The 17,398-nt window shown below is 63.2% G+C and carries 17 protein-coding genes; 10 read left to right on the top strand and 7 right to left on the bottom strand.

Annotated features, from left to right (window positions below; all coding sequences use genetic code 11):
• Window positions 1–10 precede the first annotated feature (10 nt).
• Both hpaH and L7A15_RS07630 read left to right on the top strand, forming a co-directional pair.
• Entirely contained in the window at window positions 11–796 is a 786-nt protein-coding gene (gene hpaH, locus L7A15_RS07635) for a 2-oxo-hept-4-ene-1,7-dioate hydratase (RefSeq protein WP_237208535.1), read from the top strand.
• Entirely contained in the window at window positions 781–1,587 is an 807-nt protein-coding gene (locus L7A15_RS07630) for an HpcH/HpaI aldolase family protein (RefSeq protein WP_237208534.1), read from the top strand. Before hpaH ends, L7A15_RS07630 begins: the two co-directional genes overlap by 16 nt.
• Before the next feature lie 139 nt (window positions 1,588–1,726).
• On the opposite strand, the gene L7A15_RS07625 is transcribed toward L7A15_RS07630, so the two are convergent.
• Genes L7A15_RS07625 through paaA form a run of 6 tightly spaced genes read right to left on the bottom strand, consistent with a single transcriptional unit; the run spans window position 1,727 to window position 6,486 of the window.
• Window positions 1,727–2,497, bottom strand: coding sequence for an enoyl-CoA hydratase/isomerase family protein (locus tag L7A15_RS07625; RefSeq protein WP_237208533.1), 771 nt, complete (start codon window positions 2,495–2,497; stop codon window positions 1,727–1,729).
• 13 nt (window positions 2,498–2,510) lie between these two features.
• Entirely contained in the window at window positions 2,511–3,662 is a 1,152-nt protein-coding gene (gene paaE, locus L7A15_RS07620) for a 1,2-phenylacetyl-CoA epoxidase subunit PaaE (RefSeq protein ID WP_237208532.1), read from the bottom strand.
• 17 nt (window positions 3,663–3,679) lie between these two features.
• Complete coding sequence (gene paaD, locus L7A15_RS07615; RefSeq protein WP_237208531.1) at window positions 3,680–4,288, bottom strand: 1,2-phenylacetyl-CoA epoxidase subunit PaaD; 609 nt, start codon at window positions 4,286–4,288, stop codon at window positions 3,680–3,682.
• Window positions 4,289–4,343: 55 nt separating this feature from the next.
• Window positions 4,344–5,171, bottom strand: a complete 828-nt coding sequence (gene paaC, locus L7A15_RS07610; protein WP_237208530.1) for a 1,2-phenylacetyl-CoA epoxidase subunit PaaC — start codon at window positions 5,169–5,171, stop codon at window positions 4,344–4,346.
• Window positions 5,168–5,479, bottom strand: a complete 312-nt coding sequence (gene paaB, locus L7A15_RS07605; RefSeq protein WP_237189717.1) for a 1,2-phenylacetyl-CoA epoxidase subunit PaaB — start codon at window positions 5,477–5,479, stop codon at window positions 5,168–5,170. The genes paaC and paaB overlap by 4 nt, the downstream gene beginning before the upstream one ends.
• Window positions 5,480–5,481: 2 nt before the next feature.
• Window positions 5,482–6,486, bottom strand: a complete 1,005-nt coding sequence (paaA, locus tag L7A15_RS07600; protein WP_237200719.1) for a 1,2-phenylacetyl-CoA epoxidase subunit PaaA — start codon at window positions 6,484–6,486, stop codon at window positions 5,482–5,484.
• A gap of 317 nt (window positions 6,487–6,803) precedes the next feature.
• Here paaA and L7A15_RS07595 point away from each other — a divergent pair, with 317 nt between their 5' ends.
• Together L7A15_RS07595 and L7A15_RS07590 are read left to right on the top strand one after the other, a co-directional pair.
• Window positions 6,804–8,300 carry a CoA-acylating methylmalonate-semialdehyde dehydrogenase gene (locus tag L7A15_RS07595; RefSeq protein ID WP_237189719.1) on the top strand — a complete coding sequence of 499 codons (1,497 nt, stop codon included), beginning with the start codon at window positions 6,804–6,806 and terminating at the stop codon, window positions 8,298–8,300.
• A gap of 9 nt (window positions 8,301–8,309) precedes the next feature.
• Window positions 8,310–9,383 carry an enoyl-CoA hydratase/isomerase family protein gene (locus L7A15_RS07590; protein ID WP_237208529.1) on the top strand — a complete coding sequence of 358 codons (1,074 nt, stop codon included), beginning with the start codon at window positions 8,310–8,312 and terminating at the stop codon, window positions 9,381–9,383.
• Window positions 9,384–9,579: 196 nt separating this feature from the next.
• Here L7A15_RS07590 and L7A15_RS07585 read toward each other — a convergent pair whose 3' ends face one another.
• A complete protein-coding gene (locus L7A15_RS07585) occupies window positions 9,580–11,346 on the bottom strand; it encodes an AMP-binding protein (RefSeq protein ID WP_237208528.1) in 1,767 nt (588 codons plus the stop codon).
• Between the two features lie 302 nt (window positions 11,347–11,648).
• Here L7A15_RS07585 and L7A15_RS07580 point away from each other — a divergent pair, with 302 nt between their 5' ends.
• The 6 genes from L7A15_RS07580 (at window position 11,649) to L7A15_RS07555 (ending at window position 17,374) form a co-directional block, all read left to right on the top strand.
• The gene (locus L7A15_RS07580; protein ID WP_237200713.1) at window positions 11,649–12,854 is read left to right on the top strand and encodes an acyl-CoA dehydrogenase family protein; all 1,206 of its coding nucleotides are present in this window, start codon (window positions 11,649–11,651) and stop codon (window positions 12,852–12,854) included.
• A gap of 20 nt (window positions 12,855–12,874) precedes the next feature.
• Window positions 12,875–13,636, top strand: coding sequence for an SDR family oxidoreductase (locus tag L7A15_RS07575; RefSeq protein ID WP_237189723.1), 762 nt, complete (start codon window positions 12,875–12,877; stop codon window positions 13,634–13,636).
• Between the two features lie 27 nt (window positions 13,637–13,663).
• Window positions 13,664–14,572, top strand: a complete 909-nt coding sequence (gene mmsB, locus L7A15_RS07570; RefSeq protein WP_237189724.1) for a 3-hydroxyisobutyrate dehydrogenase — start codon at window positions 13,664–13,666, stop codon at window positions 14,570–14,572.
• Between the two features lie 14 nt (window positions 14,573–14,586).
• Window positions 14,587–15,366, top strand: coding sequence for an enoyl-CoA hydratase (locus L7A15_RS07565; RefSeq protein ID WP_237208527.1), 780 nt, complete (start codon window positions 14,587–14,589; stop codon window positions 15,364–15,366).
• Between the two features lie 204 nt (window positions 15,367–15,570).
• Entirely contained in the window at window positions 15,571–15,993 is a 423-nt protein-coding gene (locus L7A15_RS07560; protein ID WP_336603515.1) for a PaaI family thioesterase, read from the top strand.
• A 7-nt stretch (window positions 15,994–16,000) separates the two neighbouring features.
• Window positions 16,001–17,374: a phenylacetate--CoA ligase family protein gene (locus L7A15_RS07555; protein WP_237204427.1), complete on the top strand. Its 1,374-nt coding sequence runs from the start codon at window positions 16,001–16,003 to the stop codon at window positions 17,372–17,374.
• Window positions 17,375–17,398 lie beyond the last annotated feature (24 nt).

Genomic DNA, 17,398 nt, shown 5'->3' with positions numbered 1-17,398 from the left:
AAAGCTAGCTATGCTCACTCAAGAACAGCTCACCCAAATTGCCGATGACCTGGCCGAGGCCGAGGCCAATCGCACCATGATTCCGCGCCTGACCGCCACCTACCCCGACATGACCGTTGAGGACTCCTACGCGGTGCAGAACATGTGGCGGGCCCGGGGCGAAGCCGCTGGCCGCCGCCTCGTTGGCCGCAAAATCGGGCTGACCTCCAAGGTCATGCAAGAAGCCACCGGCATTACCGAACCCGATTACGGGGCCATCTTCGCTGACCAGGTCTACGAAAACGGCTCGGTCATTGAGCACTCCCAGTACTCCAACGTGCGTATTGAGGTTGAGCTGGCTTTCGTGCTCAAGGACGACCTGACCGGCCCCAACGTCACCATTTTCGACGTGCTGCGGGCCACCGAATATGTGGTTCCAGCCCTAGAAATTCTGAGCTCCCGCATTGAGATGGAGGGCCGTACTATCGTCGACACCATCAGCGACAACGCCGCCCTGGGCGCCATGGTCTACGGGGGTAATCCGGTTGACCCGGCCTCTATTGACCTGCGCTGGGTTTCGGCCCTGCTCTACCGCAACGAGCAGATTGAAGACACCGGGGTGGCCGCCGCCGTCCTGAACCACCCGGCCAACGGTGTTGCCTGGCTGGCCAACAAGCTGGCTGCCCACGGGGATTCCCTCACAGCCGGTGAGATTATTCTGGCCGGTTCTTTCACCAAGCCCATGTGGGTGTACCCGGGGGATACCGTCCATGCCGACTACGGGGATCTAGGGGCAGTAACGTGTCGCTTCGTCTAGACCCTCCTTTCGGCCAGCACCTGCACACCCTCGGACGCCCCGCCGTGGGCATGTGGGTTTGCTCAGGTTCACCGGTGGCCGCCGAAATCTGCGCCGGTTCCGGCCTGGACTGGCTACTCATTGACGGGGAGCACGGGGTTGCCAGCCTTGAGACGGTGCAGCAGCTCCTGCAGGTGACGGCCGCCTACCCGGTGCAGACCATGGTGCGCCTGCCCTCCCTGGACGTTGTCGCTGTTAAGCAGTTCTTGGACGCCGGTGCCCAGAACCTGCTCATTCCCATGGTCGATACGGCCCAGATGGCCCGGGACGCGGTCGCTGCTACCCGCTATCCCCCGGCGGGGGTGCGCGGGGTGGGGTCTGCCCTGTCCCGTTCAGCCCGCTGGGGCGGGGTGCCCGGCTACCTGACCGAGGCTGAGAAGTACATTTCGCTTTTTGTGCAGATCGAGTCAGCGGCTGCCGTGGCGAATGCTGAAGAGATTTGCGCGGTGGACGGCCTGGCCGGGGTTTTCATCGGGCCTTCAGATCTGGCTGCCTCCATGGGGTTGCTGGGCCAGCAGAACCACCCGCAGGTGGTGGACGCCGTGAAGCGAGTTATCGCGATAGCTCGTTCTGCCGGGGTGAAGGTTGGTGTGAATGCTTTTGACCCGGCGCAGGCAGAGGACTACCTGGCTGCTGGTGCTGATTTTATTCTGGTGGCTGCTGACGTGCAGCTGTTGGCTTTAGAGTCTAAGAAGCTGGCTGCCCGCTTTGTTCAGGACGCCGCCCCCGGCTCCACTGACGTGGGCTACTAGGGCCGAGCCCCCGCGTCCTACCCCCGCCCCACACACGAACTGCGGGGTTTCTTTCGAACTGCGGTAAGAATATCCGCATCTCGAAAGAAACCCCGCAGTTCGCGCTCTTTGCGATCTTCGCGCTCAGGGCGCTCCGGGCCTACTTACCCCGAAACACCGGCGTCCGCTTCTCTGTGAAAGCGGCGAAGCCTTCGGCGTAGTCCGCAGAGGAGCACAGGTCGCCCTGGGCCTTGTTCTCAGCTTCAACAGACTCCCAGAGGCCGACCCGGGCGTCGCGCACCTGGGCCACCAGCTGCTTCGAAGCAACAAAAGCCCCGGTCGCCCCGGCGGCCACCTTGGCCACCTTCTCGCGGGTAAAGTCCAGGAGCTCCTCGGCGGGAACAGCCCGGCTAAAGAGCCCAGCAGCCACAGCCTCAGCCCCAGAAATCAGGTCAGCCGTGTAAATCAGGTCCAGGGCCCGGTGGGCGCCCAGCCGCTCCACAAAGAGGGCGTGCCCGCCAGAATCCAGGGTGGCACCCAGGTTGGCAAAGGGGGAGCCGATCTTGGCGTTCTCAGCCACATAGACCACGTCCGTAGCAATAGCCAGACCCAGCCCAACACCCAGGCAGGGGCCCTGCACCGCTGCGAAAGTCGGGGCAGGGAAGGCGCTCATCTTCTTCAGCAGCGGGGTTACCTGCCCGGCCAGGTAGCCGTAGGCGTCGTCCTCAGCAGGCACCAGACCGGCAATGTCGCGCCCGGCGCAGAAACCGCGCCCCTCCCCGCGCAGAAGCAGGGCGCGGACGCCCGCCGCAGCTGCCTCGTCGTAGGCGGCAGAAAGCTCGGCCAGGGCAGCCTCGTTTACGGCGTTCATTTTCTCGGGGGCGTTTAGCACAACCTCGGCAACAGCGCCCTCAATGGTCAGATCAATCACGGCTACACCCTTCCTAGGCGTCGAAGTCCACGGTCACGGCGTCGGAGCAGGGGCGGGTCTGGCAGGTGAGAATGTAGCCGGCCTCGACCTCGTCCTTTTCCAGGGCGTAGTTTTCTTCCATCTTCACGTCACCTGAAACAACCTTGGCGCGGCAGGTTCCGCAGACGCCACCGGCGCAGGCGAAGGGGACGTCGGCCCGTACGCGCAGGGCGGCGTTGAGGATGGTCTCGTTGGCGGAGATGGGGGATTCAACGGAGGAGGAGGTGCCGTCCAGGTTGAAGGAGATAGCGTAGTTAGCGCCGGACGGGTCAGCCTCCACGGCCCGGCCCTGCTGGCCTGCGGGGGTTTCGGGCTTGCCGGTGGTGAAGAGTTCGAAGCGGACGTCGTCCTCGCGCACACCGCGCTCGGCGAGGGTGTCGCGGCAAAGCTGCACCAGTTCAAAGGGACCGCAGAGGAACCACTCGTCGGCCTTGTCCACCTGAATGACGTGGTCCAAGATAGCGTTGAGTTTCTCATCATCAATGCGGCCGCTCATGAGCGGGTTGATGCGCTGTTCGCGGGAGAGTACGTGGTGGACGGCGAAGCGGGTGGGGTAGCGGTCCTTGAGGTCGCCGATTTCTTCGGCGAACATGACGTCCATGGCCGACTTATTGGCGTAGACCAGGTCAAAGGTGCTGGTGGGGCTGGCCTTGAGTACGGTGCGGGCAATGGCGATGATGGGGGTGATACCTGAACCGGCGGCGAAGGCGACCATGTGCTGGCCGCCTGCTTCGGTGGCGTCCTCGGCGATTTTGTCGGGGTCGTTGAGGCTGGTGATGGTGCTCTTGGAGACGAAGGCACCTTGGGGGTTCATGACGTCGATCTGGTAGCCGGGTTCGAGGGTGTCGTTGGCCCAGTTAGAGAAGAGGCCGCCGAAGTCGCGCTTGATGGCGACGCGGATTTCGCCGGGGGTGGGTTCGGCGCAGATGGAGTAGGAGCGGCGGACTTCTTGCCCGTCAATCTGGGCGCGGAGGGCGACGTACTGGCCGGGCAGGTAGTCGTAGTCGGCAGCGAGCTCGTCGGGTACGGCGAAGGTGACTTCGACGGAGTCTTTGGTGAGTTTGCGGACGCCGGAGACGGTCAGGGTGTTGAAGGTTGCCCGGCGGCGGGTGCTGGTTTCGGTCATGACTTTTCTCGTTTGTGCTAGTGGATTTTGAAGTAGTCGAAGGGCTCTGAGCAGGAGTCGCACTGGTAGAGCGCCTTGCAGGAGGTGGAGCCGAAGCGGGTGAGTTCGCGGGTGGCGAGGGAGTGGCAGCGGGGGCATTTGACGGCTAGGCCGAGGGATACGGGGCCTGCGGCGGTGGTGCCGGTGGGAGGGGCTATTCCGTATTCGGCTAGGCGGGCTTTGCCTGCTTCGCTCATCCAGTCGGTGCTCCAGGCGGGGGAGAGGACGGTTTCAATGCGGGGCGCCGGTGCCCCGTGGGCGGTGAAGACCTGGCGGATGGTGGTGGTGATGGCGTCCATGGCTGGGCAGCCGGAGTAGGTGGGGGTGATGGTGACCACCGGCTGGTCGCCCTCGTAGCGGGTGGCCCGAAGAATCCCGAGGTCTGCGATGGAGAGGACGGGGATTTCGGGGTCGGCTACGCGGGCGGCCAGGTTCCACAGGGTGGGGTCGGAGCCTTCGGGGGCGGGGACGCTGCTGTCGGTTTCGAGGGCGGGGGCTGTGTAGCCGGAGTCGGTGTCGAAGCCGAAGCTGAAGTCGACGCCTGCGCTGGCTTCTTCGCTGCTGACCTTGGGGGTGGGTGGGGTCATGGGCTGCCTCCTGTGGGGTGGGTGGTGTGGGGGTGAGGACGCGGTCCGCCCGGCTTTACCAGGTGGCGCCGGGGTGGGCGCGGGCGAGGACCTGGAGCTCGGTGAGGATGTGGCCGCGGGCTTCGGAGAACTGGCCGGAGCGGTCGCCGCCGCGGGCCTGGGGTACGTCGGGTACCTTCAGCTGGGCTTCTTCGATGATGGCGTGGAGGCGCGTCTCGAAGTTCTCGCGCAGGGTGGAGGGGAGGACGGCTACGCCGGGGAGGGCTACGGCGTCTTCGAAGTCGTAGAAGAGTTCGTCGATGTAGGGCCACATGTAGTAGAGGCCTTCTTGCATGCGGCGGTTGGATTCTTCGGTGCCGATACCGAGGCGCAGGGTCCAGGCGGTGGCGTGGTCCTGGTGGTAGGCGACTTCTTTGAGGGCTTTGGCGGCGATGGCGGCCAGGGTGGGGTCTTCAGACTTCACTAGGGCTGAGTAGAGTTCGTGCTGGTAGTAGCTGAAGATGAGCTGGCGGGCGATGGTCTGCCCGAAGTCCCCGTTTTCTTGTTCGGGTAGGCGGGCTGAGCGGAATTCTTCTTCGTCGCGGAAGTAGGCTAGGTCGTCCTCGGTTTTGCCCCAGGCGGTGCCTGCGTAGGTGAGGAAGAAGCGGGCGTGGCCGATGAGGTCGAGGGCGATGTTGCCCAGGGCGATGTCTTCTTCGAGTTCGGGGGCGCGGGAGATCCAGTGGGCCAGGCGCTGGCCGAGCATGAGGGCGTCGTCGCCCAGGGCGAGGGCGTAGCGGGCTACGGCGTCACTGGCCTGTACGCCGGAGGCGGCGATGTCTTCGGCGATGATGGATTCGCCTTCGCTGTGGCGGGTTGCTGATTCGAAGGAGGCGTAACTCATAGGTGCTTCACCCCTTCGCTCTTGGTGTAGTAGGTGGCGTGGCGGTAGCTCTTGCCCTGGGAGGACTCAAAGAAGCCGCCCTTGGAGTCGGGGTCGGAGGCCAGGATCGCTTCGGCGGGGACGACCCAGACGCTGGTGCCCTCGTTGCGGCGGGTGTAGAGGTCGCGGGCGTTGCGGAGGGCCATGGTGGCGTCGGGGGCGTGGAGGGAGCCCGCGTGGACGTGGGAGAGGCCGCGGGAGGACCGGACGAAGACCTCCCAGAGGGGCCATTCGTTGGATTCGGGTAGGTGTGTGATGTTGTCGGTCATGGTTAGGCTCCTAGCAGTTCGGAGTGCTGTTCTGCGGTTTTACGGGCGTAGGCTGCTGCGGCTTCGCGCACCCAGGCGCCTTCTTCGTGGGCGGCACGGCGGCGTTGCATGCGCTGGACGTTGCAGGGGCCGTTGCCGGAGATGACGGAGTTGAATTCGTCCCAGTCGAGCGGGCCGTAGTCGTAGTGGCCGCGTTCTTCGTTCCATTTGAGGTCGGGGTCGGGCAGGGTGAGGCCGAGGGCTTCTGCCTGGGGGACGAGCATGTCGATGAAGCGCTGGCGCAGCTCGTCGTTGGAGAAACGCTTGATGTTCCAGGCCATGGACTGCTGGGAGTTGGGGGAGTCGGCGTCCGGCGGGCCGAACATTTGCAGGGCGGGGCCGTAGAAGCGGTTGACGGCGTCCTGGGCCATCTTCTTCTGGGCGGGTGTGCCGTGGGAGAGTTCGTAGAGGATCTCCCAGCCCTGGCGCTGGTGGAAGGATTCTTCCTTGCAGATACGAACCATGGCGCGGCCGTAGGGGCCGTAGGAGGCGCGGCAGAGGGGCACCTGGTTGCAGATGGCGGCCCCGTCGACCAGCCAGCCGATAGCGCCCATGTCAGCCCAGGTGCGGGCGGGGTAGTTGAAGATGGAGGAGTACTTGGCGCGGCCGTCCAGGAGCTGCTCGTTGAGGATATGACGGGGGGTGCCGAGGGTTTCGGCAGCGGAGTAGAGGTAGAGGCCGTGGCCAGCTTCGTCCTGCACCTTAGCCATGAGAATGGCCTTGCGCTTGAGGGAGGGGGCGCGGGTGATCCAGTTGGCTTCGGGCTGCATACCGATGATTTCGGAGTGGGCGTGCTGGGAAACCTGGCGGGTGAGGGTCTTGCGGTACTTTTCGGGCATCCAGTCGCGGGGTTCGACGCGGGAGTCGTCGGCGATGAGTTGGTCGAAGTAGGCCTGCTCGGCGGTGGTGTCGGCGGGCGCGACGTCCGCTACGGCGGTGAGGCCTTGGCTCTTCGTCGTTGAAGTCATGAGGGGCTCCTTGCGGGTGAGGGGGTGTGGTTCCCTAGTCTCAAATAATTACTGACCGTTCGTTCAGAATATATTGCGGACGGGGTCAGGTCAAGACCGTGGGGCGTCATACGTTACACGCGCCGCCCGTCCGCCCCCGCTTCAGATGTGGCACCCCACCAGGGCGGGTACAGGCAGAGGTGGAAGGCTGGGTGAAAAAGACCAGACCTGCCCCGCGTAATATCTCGGGTGACTCTAGGAACTCACCCCCTTTTTATGTATCGTGTGAGCTGATGCACAGCCACATGTGCTCCCTCCCACTGAAAGGAGCTTCAAGGATGAAGCAGCTCACCCACTACGTCGGCGGCGCCCACCGCGAAGGAACATCAGGCCGTTTCGCCGACGTCTACAACCCCAGCACCGGCCAGGTCCAGGCCCAGGTGCCCCTAGCGTCCGCCGACGAAGTCCGCGACGTCATCGCCAACGCCGCAGAAGCCCAGGTCAAGTGGGCCGCCACCAACGCCCAGAAGCGGGCCCGCATCCTGCACCGCTTCGTCGACCTGGTCAACCAGAACGCCGACGAACTAGCAGAAATGCTCTCCCTCGAACACGGCAAGACCGTCGCCGACGCCCACGGCGACATCCAGCGCGGCCTCGACGTCGTCGAATTCGCCACCGCCGCCCCCCACCTACTCAAGGGCGAATACTCCGACGCCGTCGGCACCGGTATCGACGTCTACTCCATGCGCCAGCCCCTGGGCGTCGTCGCCGGTATCACCCCCTTCAATTTCCCGGCCATGATCCCCCTCTGGAAGTGCGGCCCCGCGATTGCTGCCGGTAACGCTTTCGTCCTCAAGCCCTCAGAGCGTGACCCCTCCGTGCCCCTGCGCCTGGCCGAACTCTGGACCGAAGCCGGCCTGCCCGACGGCATCTTCAACGTCGTCAACGGCGACAAGGAAGCCGTCGACACCCTGCTCGACGACCCCCGCATTAAGGCCGTCGGCTTCGTCGGCTCCACCCCCATCGCCCAGAGCATCTACGAGCACGCAGCCCGCACCGGCAAACGCGCCCAGTGCTTCGGCGGCGCCAAGAACCACCTCATCATCATGCCCGACGCCGACCTCGACCAGGCAGCTGACGCCCTCATCGGCGCCGCCTACGGCTCCGCTGGTGAACGCTGCATGGCCATCTCAGTAGCCGTACCCGTCGGCCAGGCCACCGCCGACGCCCTAGTCGAAAAGCTGGTCGAACGCACCAAGACCCTCAAGGTCGGCCACGCCCTCGACCCCGAAGCCGACTTCGGCCCCGTCGTCGCCGCCAGCGCCCTCGAACGCATTGAGGGCTACATCGCTGCCGGTGAGAAGGAAGGCGCCGAACTGCTCGTCGACGGACGCGGCGTCAAGGTCGAAGGCCACGAGGGCGGCTACTACGTCGGTGCCACCCTCTTCGACAAGGTCACCACCGACATGTCCATCTACCGCGAAGAAATCTTCGGGCCCGTCCTCTGCGTCGTCCGCACCGAAAGCTTCGAAGAAGCCCTAGCCCTGCCCACCAACCACGAATTCGGCAACGGCGTCGCCATCTACACCCGCGACGGCGACACCGCCCGCGAATTCGCCCGCCGCGTCGACGTCGGTATGGTCGGTGTGAACGTGCCCATCCCCGTGCCCATTGCCTACTACACCTTCGGCGGCTGGAAGGCCTCCGGCTTCGGCGACCTCAACCAGCACGGCCCCGACGCCTTCCGCTTCTACACTAAGACTAAGACCGTCACCAGCCGCTGGCCCTCCGGCATTAAGGAAGGCGCCAGCTTCATCATGCCCACCGGCAACTAGGAGGCCCCCGTGACCGACCAGCTACCCGAGAGCGTCCTCGTCGAACGCAAGGGTTCCCTGGGGGTTGTCACCCTCAACCGCCCCCGCGCGGTCAACGCCCTGAACTACGAGATGATGCAGCTCATCAACGCCGCCCTCGATGATTTCGAAGCCGACGACGCCGTCCGCGCGGTCCTGCTCCGCGGGGCCGGGGAACGGGGCCTGTGCGCCGGTGGCGACGTCGTAGCCCTCTACAAGGCCACCGGCGAAGACCCCGCCCAGGGTGTCGAGTTCTTCCGCGTAGAGTACGCCCTCGACCTGCGGATCGCCCGCTACCCCAAGCCCTTCATCGCCCTCATGGACGGCCTGGTGCTGGGCGGCGGCGTCGGCGTCTCAGCCCACAGCGCCTACCGGATCGTCACCGAACGCACCCGCACCGGCATGCCCGAAACCGTCATCGGCTTCTGCCCCGACGTCGGCGGCCTCAACATCCTGGCCCGCGCCCCGCAGAACCTGGGCACCCTCATGGCCGTCACCGGCCTGCACGTGACCGGGGCGGACGCGCTCGCCGTCGGCATGGCTGATTATTTCGTGCCGTCTGAGAAGCTTGATGAGCTGGCTTCTGCCCTGGAGAAAGTCACCGGGGCGGACGCTGTTGAGCAGGTAATCTCCGGGTTTGCGCAGCAGGCCCCCTCATCCCAGCTGGTGGAGAACGCCTCCTGGATTGAGGGCGCTTTTGCCGCAGATTCCGTGGAAGAGATTATTGAGGCGGTTCGGGCGGTGGCTGAGTCCGGTGAGGACGGGGCCGAGTACGCTGGTACGGTTCTGGCAGCCCTACAGAAGAACGGGCCGACCGGTATGAAGGTGGCCCTGGAAGCTGTGCGTCGGGCCGGTACCCAGACCCTGGCAGAGACTCTGAACCAGGATTTCATCACCTCCTGTAATGCCCTGGCCCATCACGATATGCGTGAGGGGATCCGGGCCCAGGTGGTGGATAAGGATCGTAACCCGCAGTGGTCCCCGGCCAGCCTGGCTGAGGTACCGCGCGAGAGCGTCCTGGCCTTCTTTGAGCCCACAGAAGCAGGTGAACTGGGCCTGATCTAGGCCCAGCTTCTTAAGACCCCCTCGGTTCTCTCATGACCCCCGTGATTCTCTCGGGGGTCATGAGAGAACCGAGGGGGTCTTTTGTGTGGGCGGCCCGATCTTTAAACGAACTGCGGGGTTTCTTTCGAGTTGCGGTAAGAATATCCGCATTTCGAAAGAAACCCCGCAGCTGGCGGGAGCTCTCTCTCTGCTCGACCTAGCCCTTGAGGTCCGGGAAGTCGGTGTCGGCGAACTCGTGGCCGTAGCCCTCGGTGGTGGTGCGGGCAGCGAGGGCGGCGGCGGTCTTCTCACCGTGACGGCCGTGGAACTCATTCTCACGGGCACGCAGCTCCACGCGGCGGATCTTACCCGAGATGGTCTTGGGCAGCTCGTAGAACTCAATGCGGCGGATACGCTTGTAGGCGGCAAGGTTCTCACGCAGGAAAGCCAGGATGTCCTTGGCGGTTTCAGCGGTCGGCTCGTGGCCTGCTGCCAGCACAATGTAGGCCTTGGGCACGGCCAGGCGGATCTCGTCGGGCGACGGCACGACGGCCGCCTCAGCAACCGCAGGGTGCTCAATCACCACAGACTCCAGCTCAAAGGGGGAGAGCTTGTAGTCGGAGGCCTTGAAGACGTCATCGGCTCGGCCCACATAGGTGAGCACCCCGTTCTCGTCGCGTTCGGCGATATCGCCGGTGTGGTAGTAGCCGTTCCGCATGGTGTCAGCGGTTTTTTCCTCGTCGCCCTTGTACTGGGTCATGAGGCCCAGCGGACGCTTGGACAGGTCAATGCAGATCTCACCCTCAGTCTCGGAAATCTCGTCGGTGGCCGGGTCAATCAGCACGATCTCGTAGCCGGGCAGGGGCTTGCCCATGGCACCGATTTTGATGGGCTGGCCGGGGGTGTTGGCGATCTGAACGGTGGTTTCGGTCTGGCCGAAGCCGTCGCGAATGTCGACGCCCCAGGCGGACTTGACCTTGGAAATAACCTCGGGGTTCAGGGGCTCACCTGCGGCAACGACCTTGGTGGGCGGGGTCTTCAGCTGGCTCAAATCAGCCTGAATGAGCATGCGCCAGACGGTGGGCGGGGCGCAGAAGCTGGTGACGCCGAACTTTTCCATGTTCTGCATGAGGGCGCCTGCGTCGAAGCGGGAGTAGTTGTAGATGAAGACGGTTGCCTCAGCGATCCAGGGGGTGAAGATGTTGGACCAGGCGTGCTTGGCCCAGCCGGGGGAGGCCACATTCAGGTGGACGTCGCCGGGGCCCATGCCGATCCAGTACATGGTGGAGAGGTGGCCTGCCGGGTAGGAGGTGTGGGTGTGCTCTACCATCTTGGCGCGGGAGGTGGTGCCGGAGGTGAAGTACCAGAGCAGGGGTTCGTCGCCGCGGGTTTCGGCGTCGGGGGTGAAGTCTTCGGACGCGCCCGCCGCGTCCAGGTAGGACAGGTGGGGGTGCTTGGTGATGGCGCCGTCGGTCTTGCCGTCGGTCTGAATGACGGTGAAGTCACCCTCGACGCGCTCGAACTTGGCGACGTTCTTGCCGTTGGTGATGACCCAGGCAACTGAGCCGCGGGTGATGCGTTCGTCCAGGTCGATGGGTTCAAGCATTTCGGTGGAGGGCATGAGAATGACGCCGAGCTTGATACCGGCCAGCATGAGTTCCCAGAGCTCGACCTGGTTGCCGAGCATGAGGATGACGCGGTCGCCCCGCTTGACGCCGACGGACCGGAGCCAGTTGGCAACCTGGGAGGAGCGGGCTGACAGTTCGGCGAAGGTGCGCTGGATATGGCTGCCGTCCTGTTCGGCGATGATGAGGGCGGGGGCGTCCTTTCGTTCCTCGCTTTCGGCGATCTTGTCGAACCAGTCGAGGGCGAAGTTGAAGTGTTCGAAAGTGGGCCAGACGAACTGTTCGCGGGCGGCGGCGTAGTCTTCACGGAGGGCGACGAGCTGGTCGCGGGCGGCGCGGAATTGTTCTGTAACGCTCATGAGGGAACCTCTTCCTTGGGGTCCACCTGCTTGGGGCAAGTGGTTCGTATCACTTTGGGGTGCTGTGTGTCACTATAGGGCACAGGTGGGGGTGCCTCAAGCACTTTTCAAAAATCGCTACATATGCCCTAGACGCCTTCGTAATGAAGTCGCAATTTTCCTGACAGGGTTCAAAAACCCGCGTAGGGGCGGTAGATTCTGTGCTAAATATGGCTTGACTCACAAATGTTCTGGGGCTGAGACACGGCCCTAGCGTCAAGTGGCAGACGACGACGTTGCACTAGATCAGGAGAACCCCACCTATGAGTACCCACATTCGAGGCATGGTACAGAATCCCCCCGAAAAGCCCCTGCCCTTTCCCGATATTGACCCCTTTGGCGTCCTGAACCTCCTCCCTGAGCACGAAAAAGAGTGGTTCTTGAAGATCCGTAAGTACCTTCAGGAGGAAGTACGCCCCCAGATTGTTGACTACTGGAACACTGAAGAGTTCCCCCTGCACCTGCTTGAAGGTATGGCTGAGGTGGGCCTGGCCCGCCTGGAAACCAGCGGTACGTCCTGGCTTTTCCGTGGCCTGGCCTATGCTGAGGTGACCCGTGTGGATGTCTCCCTCTCGGCCCTGGTGGGTATTCATAATGAGCTGGTGCTGGGCATGATTAACCAGCTGGGTTCAGAAGAGCAGAAGGCTGAGATGCTGAAGAAGCTTGAAACCTTTGAGCTGACCGGCGCTTTTGCCCTGACCGAGCCTGATCATGGTTCGGATATTGCTGGTGGTCTAGAAACCAGTGCCACCTTTGATGGTGAGAACTGGGTGATTAACGGTGCCAAGCGCTGGATTGGTATGGGCACTATTGCCGACTTTGCCCTGGTCTGGGCCCGGGACACCGCCGACCAGCAGATTAAGGCTTTCATCGTTCCCACCGACGCTGAGGGCTACGAGGCTGAGAAGATTCGCAACAAGATTGGCCTGCGCGTTATGCAGAACGCCCACATTACCCTCAATAATGTGAAGGTTCCTGCCAGTGCCCACCTGCCCGGCACCACCAATTTTGACGCCGCTAATGAAATGCTCCGCAACTCCCGCGCCTGGGTGGGCTGGCAGGGGTACGGTATTCAGCTGGGTATTTTCGATATTGCCCGCGAGTACGCTATTACCCGCCACCAGTTCGGCAAGCCCCTGGCTAAGTTCCAGCTAATCCAGCGGAATATTGCTGAGATTATGAGCAACACCCAGGCTGCTTTGGGTCTGATGATGAACTGCGCCCGTATGCAGGAGAACGGCACCCTCGATATGGTTCACGCGGCGATGGCTAAGGCAACCACCACCAAGCTGGCCCGGCAGAGTGCCTGGCTGGGGCGTGAAATCCAGGGCGGTAACGGCCTGACCACCGACTATGAGATGGCTAAGTTCTTTGGCGACGCCGAAATTCTGTATACCTATGAGGGAACCTACGAGATTAACTCCCTCATTGTGGGCCGTGCCCTGACCGGCTACTCAGCTTTCGTCTAAACCTTTGTGAGGAGCACACTATGGATTTGAAGAATACCCTTGCCCTGGTCACTGGTGCGGCGTCAGGTATTGGGGCGGCGACTGCGTCCGCCCTGGTGGCCCGCGGGGCCCACGTTTACGGCCTGGATTTGCCGGCCGGTATTGAAAAGGCTGGGGAGGTTGAAGGAGTCACCTTTATTCCCGCCGACGTCACCGACTATTCGGCGGTTGCGGACGCCCTGGCGCAGGTAGCGGAGGACGGCCGACCCCTGCGGGTGGCGGTGAACTGTGCCGGTATTGCCCCGGGTGCCCGGATTCTGTCGAAGAGGGGCCCGCATGATCCGGCGGTCTTTGCCCGCACGGTCAATATCAATATGAATGGCACTTTTAACGTGCTGACGGCCGCAGCTGCGGTGATGGCCGAGCAGGAGCCTACTGAGGGCACCACCTGCCGGGGCGTCATTATTAACACCGCTTCTATTGCCGCCTTTGAGGGGCAGATTGGGCAGATTGCCTATGCCGCGTCGAAGGGCGGGGTGGTGGCCATGACCCTACCGGCTGCCCGCGACCTGGCCCAGTACGGTATTCGCGTGAACACGATCGCCCCCGGCATTGTGGACACCCCGCTCATGGCCGGTATTACCGAAGAGTTCCGCGAGGAGCTGGCGAAGAACGTCCCCTTCCCCCAGCGCCTGGCCCAGCCTGCTGAGTTCGGCCAGTTGGCCGTCTTTATTGCAGAACACGACTACATCAATGGCGAGACAATCCGTATGGACGGCGCCCTCCGCATGGCCCCGCGCTAAAGCCCCACACATTTGAAGGAGTAAACAATGACTACCCTACCTACCGTCGCCTTTATCGGCTTGGGCCACATGGGTGGCTACATGGCGGCCAACCTGGTTAAGGCAGGTTACACCGTCCACGGTTTTGACCTGGTCCCGGCTGCCCTAGAAGTGGCTGAGTCTAAGGGAATTAAGGTTGCTGAGAGCGGGGAGGCCGCTGTGGCCGCCTCTGACCTTGTGATTACCATGCTGCCTGCTGGCCAGCATGTTCTGGGGGCCTACCGGGGTAAGGACGGCGGGGGCCTGCTGGCTGCCGCCAAGCCCGGAACCCTCTTTATGGACTGCTCAACTATTCAGGTAGACCACTCCCGTGAGGCTGCTGCCCTGGCCCAGGAGGCCGGTATGCGGGCGGTGGACGCCCCTGTCTCTGGCGGCATGGTTGGTGCCGAGCAGGGCACCCTCACCTTTATGGTGGGCGGTGCTGAGGCTGACGTGGACGAGGTGCGCCCCGTCCTTGAGGCCATGGGCAAGAAAATTGTTCACTGTGGCGCTAACAGTGCAGGTCAGGCCGCAAAGATCTGCAATAACATGCTGCTGGGTATCACCATGGTGGGTGCCGCTGAGGCCTTCCTGCTCGGTGAGAAGCTGGGCCTGGATGCCCAGGCCCTCTACGACGTCATTTCAACCTCCTCGGGCTACAGCTGGGCTGTTAACGTCAACTGCCCCGTGCCCGGCCCCGTGCCGACCTCCCCGGCCAACCGCGACTACGAGCCCGGTTTCGCAACGGCCCTGATGAGCAAGGATATGGGCCTGGCCGTGGCTGCCCTCGAAACCGCTGGCGTCAAGGGCGAACTGGGCAACCATGCCGCCGATATTTACGCCGCCCTGGTTGAGGCTGGCCGCGGTGGCAAGGACTTCTCTGACGTTATTAACGCAATCCGCGAGGCAAGCAAGTAGAAAGGGCTGAGCGTATGACCGCCTATGAGAATATTCTGGTTGAAACCCGGGGCCGGGTAGGGTTGATTACCCTCAACCGCCCCAAGGCCCTGAACGCCCTCAATGACGCCACCATGCGTGAGGTTGTTGCGGCGGCTACCGAGTTTGACCGTTCGCCCGAGGTGGGGGCTATCGTCCTGACCGGTAGCGAAAAGGCTTTCGCGGCCGGGGCTGACATTAAGGAAATGTCTTCCCAGACCTACGCCAGCATGTACGAGGCTGACTGGTTTGCCCACTGGGATAACCTGACCCGCCTGCGTACCCCCATCGTCGCTGCCGTCAACGGCTATGCCCTGGGTGGCGGGTGCGAGCTGGCCATGATGGCTGACATGCTGGTAGCCGGGCCCTCCACCAAGTTCGGCCAGCCCGAAATTAACCTGGGCGTCATTCCCGGTATGGGTGGCTCCCAGCGCCTGACCCGGGCTGTCGGCAAGGCTAAGGCCATGGACCTCTGCCTGACCGGGCGCTTTATGGACGCTGAGGAAGCCGAGCGGGCCGGGCTAGTCTCCCGCCTGGTGGAGCAGGACGCGGACGTCCTCCCCACTGCCCTTGAAATGGCAGAAACTATCGCTTCTAAGTCAAAGTTCGTGGCCCAGGTCTGCAAGGAGGCCGTTAACGCCGCCTTTGAGACCACCCTGGCCCAGGGTATCCAGTTTGAGCGCCGCACCTTCCACGCCCTCTTTGCAACCCACGACCAGAAAGAGGGCATGGCCGCCTTTGTTGAGAAGCGGGAGGCTGAATTCAAGCACCGCTAGGGTCTTCTGACTGAGGACGGACGTGCGGGGCACCTTTCCTGCCTCACGGCAGGGGAGGTGCCCCGTCCCGCGTCCTTGTTTTTGCTGCCGGGCAGGACTATCACCCCTAGCCAATTCCAGTGTTGCACGTTACATCAAAATGTGTCAGGCTTATGGGGAGATGAATAACTGACCAAATGTTCACTAAATCTGCAAGGAGGCAATGTGGCCACTGCACCCCCCATGCTTAAAGGCGATTACGCCACCGAATGGATGGGAATCCGCCTCGTCCACCTAGAAGAAGGGCACGCCATCATCGAGATGGACGTCAAACGAGACATGCTCAACGGCTTTGGCTTCATCCACGGCGGCATGACCTTCGCTTTTGCAGACACCGCCTTTGCCCTGGCCTGCAACCACCTCGACCCCGAGGAATACGCCAAGAGCATTACCGTCGGCGCCGGCGTCGACATCAACTACATTGCCTCAGCCTACGAGGGGCAGACCCTCCGGGCTGAATCCCGGCTGACCGCCCGGTACGGCCGGAACTCCATTGTGGACGTTACCGTAACCTGCGGCGAGAAACTCATCGCTGAGTTCCGAGGCCGCGGCCGATCCATCAACCCTCCAAACCCCACGGAAGGATAGCCTCCCCATGAGCACCTACAAGGCCCCTACCTGTAGCGTAGAGAACCCCTACACCCCGGCCCCCCGCGCCACCGACCCTGGCGCCCCGGACCCCGAGGAGTTGATGAGCCGGGACCAGATCGAATCCCTCCAGTTCGAGCGCCTGCGCTGGACCCTGCACTACGCCTACGAAAACGTCCCCGCCTACAAGGAACTGTTCGACAACCACGGCGTCCACCCCGGTGACTTCAAGGAGCTCGACGACCTCAAGCTCTTCCCCTACACCGACAAGGAATTCCTGCGGAAGGCCTACCCCTTCAAGGCCTTCGCCGTGCCCATGACCGATGTGCGTCGTATCCACGCCTCCTCCGGCACTACCGGCCAGCCCACCGTCGTCGGCTACACCGAAAACGATCTCGCCACCTGGAGCTCCCTGGTAGCCCGCTGCTTCCGCTTCTCAGGCATTAAGCCCGGCTACAAGGTACACAACGCCTACGGCTACGGCCTCTTCACCGGCGGCCTGGGCGCCCACTACGGTGCTGAACGTCTCGGTGCAGCCGTCATTCCTATGTCTGGTGGCCAGACCGAGAAGCAGGTGCAGCTGATCCAGGACTTCCAGCCCGACGCCATTCTCTCCACCCCCACCTACCTGCTGACCATCGCCGACGCCTTCCGCAAGCTGGGCATCGACCCCAAGGAAACCTCCCTCAAGACCGCCGTGCTGGGCGCCGAGCCCTGGACCGAAGAAATGCGCCGCGAAATCGAGGTCACCTTCGGCACCCTCAAGGCCTGCGATATCTACGGCCTGTCTGAGGTCATGGGCCCCGGCGTAGCTGGCGAGTCCTTTGAATCCCAGGACGGCTCCCACATCTGGGAAGACCACTTCCGCCCCGAAATCATCGACCCCTTCGACGACACCGTGCTTGATTTGGGCCGCCCCGGCGAGCTGGTCTTCACCTCCCTGACCAAGGAAGCCCTGCCCATCATCCGCTACCGCACCCACGACCTGACCCGCCTGCTGCCCGGCACCGCCCGCCCCGGCCACCGCCGCTTGGGCCGTATCACCGGCCGAAGCGACGACATGATTATCCTGCGCGGCGTCAACCTCTTCCCCTCCCAGGTTGAAGAACTGGCCCTGCAGCAGCCCGAGCTGTCGCCCCACTTCGCCCTGGAGCTCACCCGCCCCGGCCGCATGGACGAAATGACCGTCCGCATTGAACGCCGTGAGGACGCCAGCATGGAAGCTGCTGAAGAGGCCGGCAAGCGTCTGCTACACGACATCAAGACCAAGATCGGTTCTACCTGCCGGATTGAGGTGCTGGACCCGGACGTCCTGCCCCGCTCCGTCGGCAAGATCCGCCGTATTTACGATTACCGTAACAAGCCCAAGGGTAACGAATAAGCCCACCCGCCTGCGGGCAGGTTT

This window comes from Rothia nasimurium (assembly GCF_928391935.1).
Taxonomy (GTDB): domain Bacteria; phylum Actinomycetota; class Actinomycetes; order Actinomycetales; family Micrococcaceae; genus Rothia; species Rothia nasimurium_D.
The sequence above is the reverse complement of the archived record's forward strand: the minus strand, read 5'-3'. Positions and strand labels throughout refer to the sequence as shown.

What these genes read in the sequence shown, in the direction of transcription:
- hpaH (WP_237208535.1), top strand. Translation starts at nt 11, where the DNA reads ATGCTCACTCAAGAACAGCTCACCCAAATTGCCGATGACCTGGCCGAG.
- paaE (WP_237208532.1), bottom strand. Translation starts at nt 3,662, where the DNA reads ATGACCGAAACCAGCACCCGCCGCCGGGCAACCTTCAACACCCTGACC.
- paaD (WP_237208531.1), bottom strand. Translation starts at nt 4,288, where the DNA reads ATGACCCCACCCACCCCCAAGGTCAGCAGCGAAGAAGCCAGCGCAGGC.
- paaC (WP_237208530.1), bottom strand. Translation starts at nt 5,171, where the DNA reads ATGAGTTACGCCTCCTTCGAATCAGCAACCCGCCACAGCGAAGGCGAA.
- paaB (WP_237189717.1), bottom strand. Translation starts at nt 5,479, where the DNA reads ATGACCGACAACATCACACACCTACCCGAATCCAACGAATGGCCCCTC.
- paaA (WP_237200719.1), bottom strand. Translation starts at nt 6,486, where the DNA reads ATGACTTCAACGACGAAGAGCCAAGGCCTCACCGCCGTAGCGGACGTC.
- L7A15_RS07595 (WP_237189719.1), top strand. Translation starts at nt 6,804, where the DNA reads ATGAAGCAGCTCACCCACTACGTCGGCGGCGCCCACCGCGAAGGAACA.
- L7A15_RS07585 (WP_237208528.1), bottom strand. Translation starts at nt 11,346, where the DNA reads ATGAGCGTTACAGAACAATTCCGCGCCGCCCGCGACCAGCTCGTCGCC.
- L7A15_RS07580 (WP_237200713.1), top strand. Translation starts at nt 11,649, where the DNA reads ATGAGTACCCACATTCGAGGCATGGTACAGAATCCCCCCGAAAAGCCC.
- L7A15_RS07575 (WP_237189723.1), top strand. Translation starts at nt 12,875, where the DNA reads ATGGATTTGAAGAATACCCTTGCCCTGGTCACTGGTGCGGCGTCAGGT.
- mmsB (WP_237189724.1), top strand. Translation starts at nt 13,664, where the DNA reads ATGACTACCCTACCTACCGTCGCCTTTATCGGCTTGGGCCACATGGGT.
- L7A15_RS07565 (WP_237208527.1), top strand. Translation starts at nt 14,587, where the DNA reads ATGACCGCCTATGAGAATATTCTGGTTGAAACCCGGGGCCGGGTAGGG.
- L7A15_RS07555 (WP_237204427.1), top strand. Translation starts at nt 16,001, where the DNA reads ATGAGCACCTACAAGGCCCCTACCTGTAGCGTAGAGAACCCCTACACC.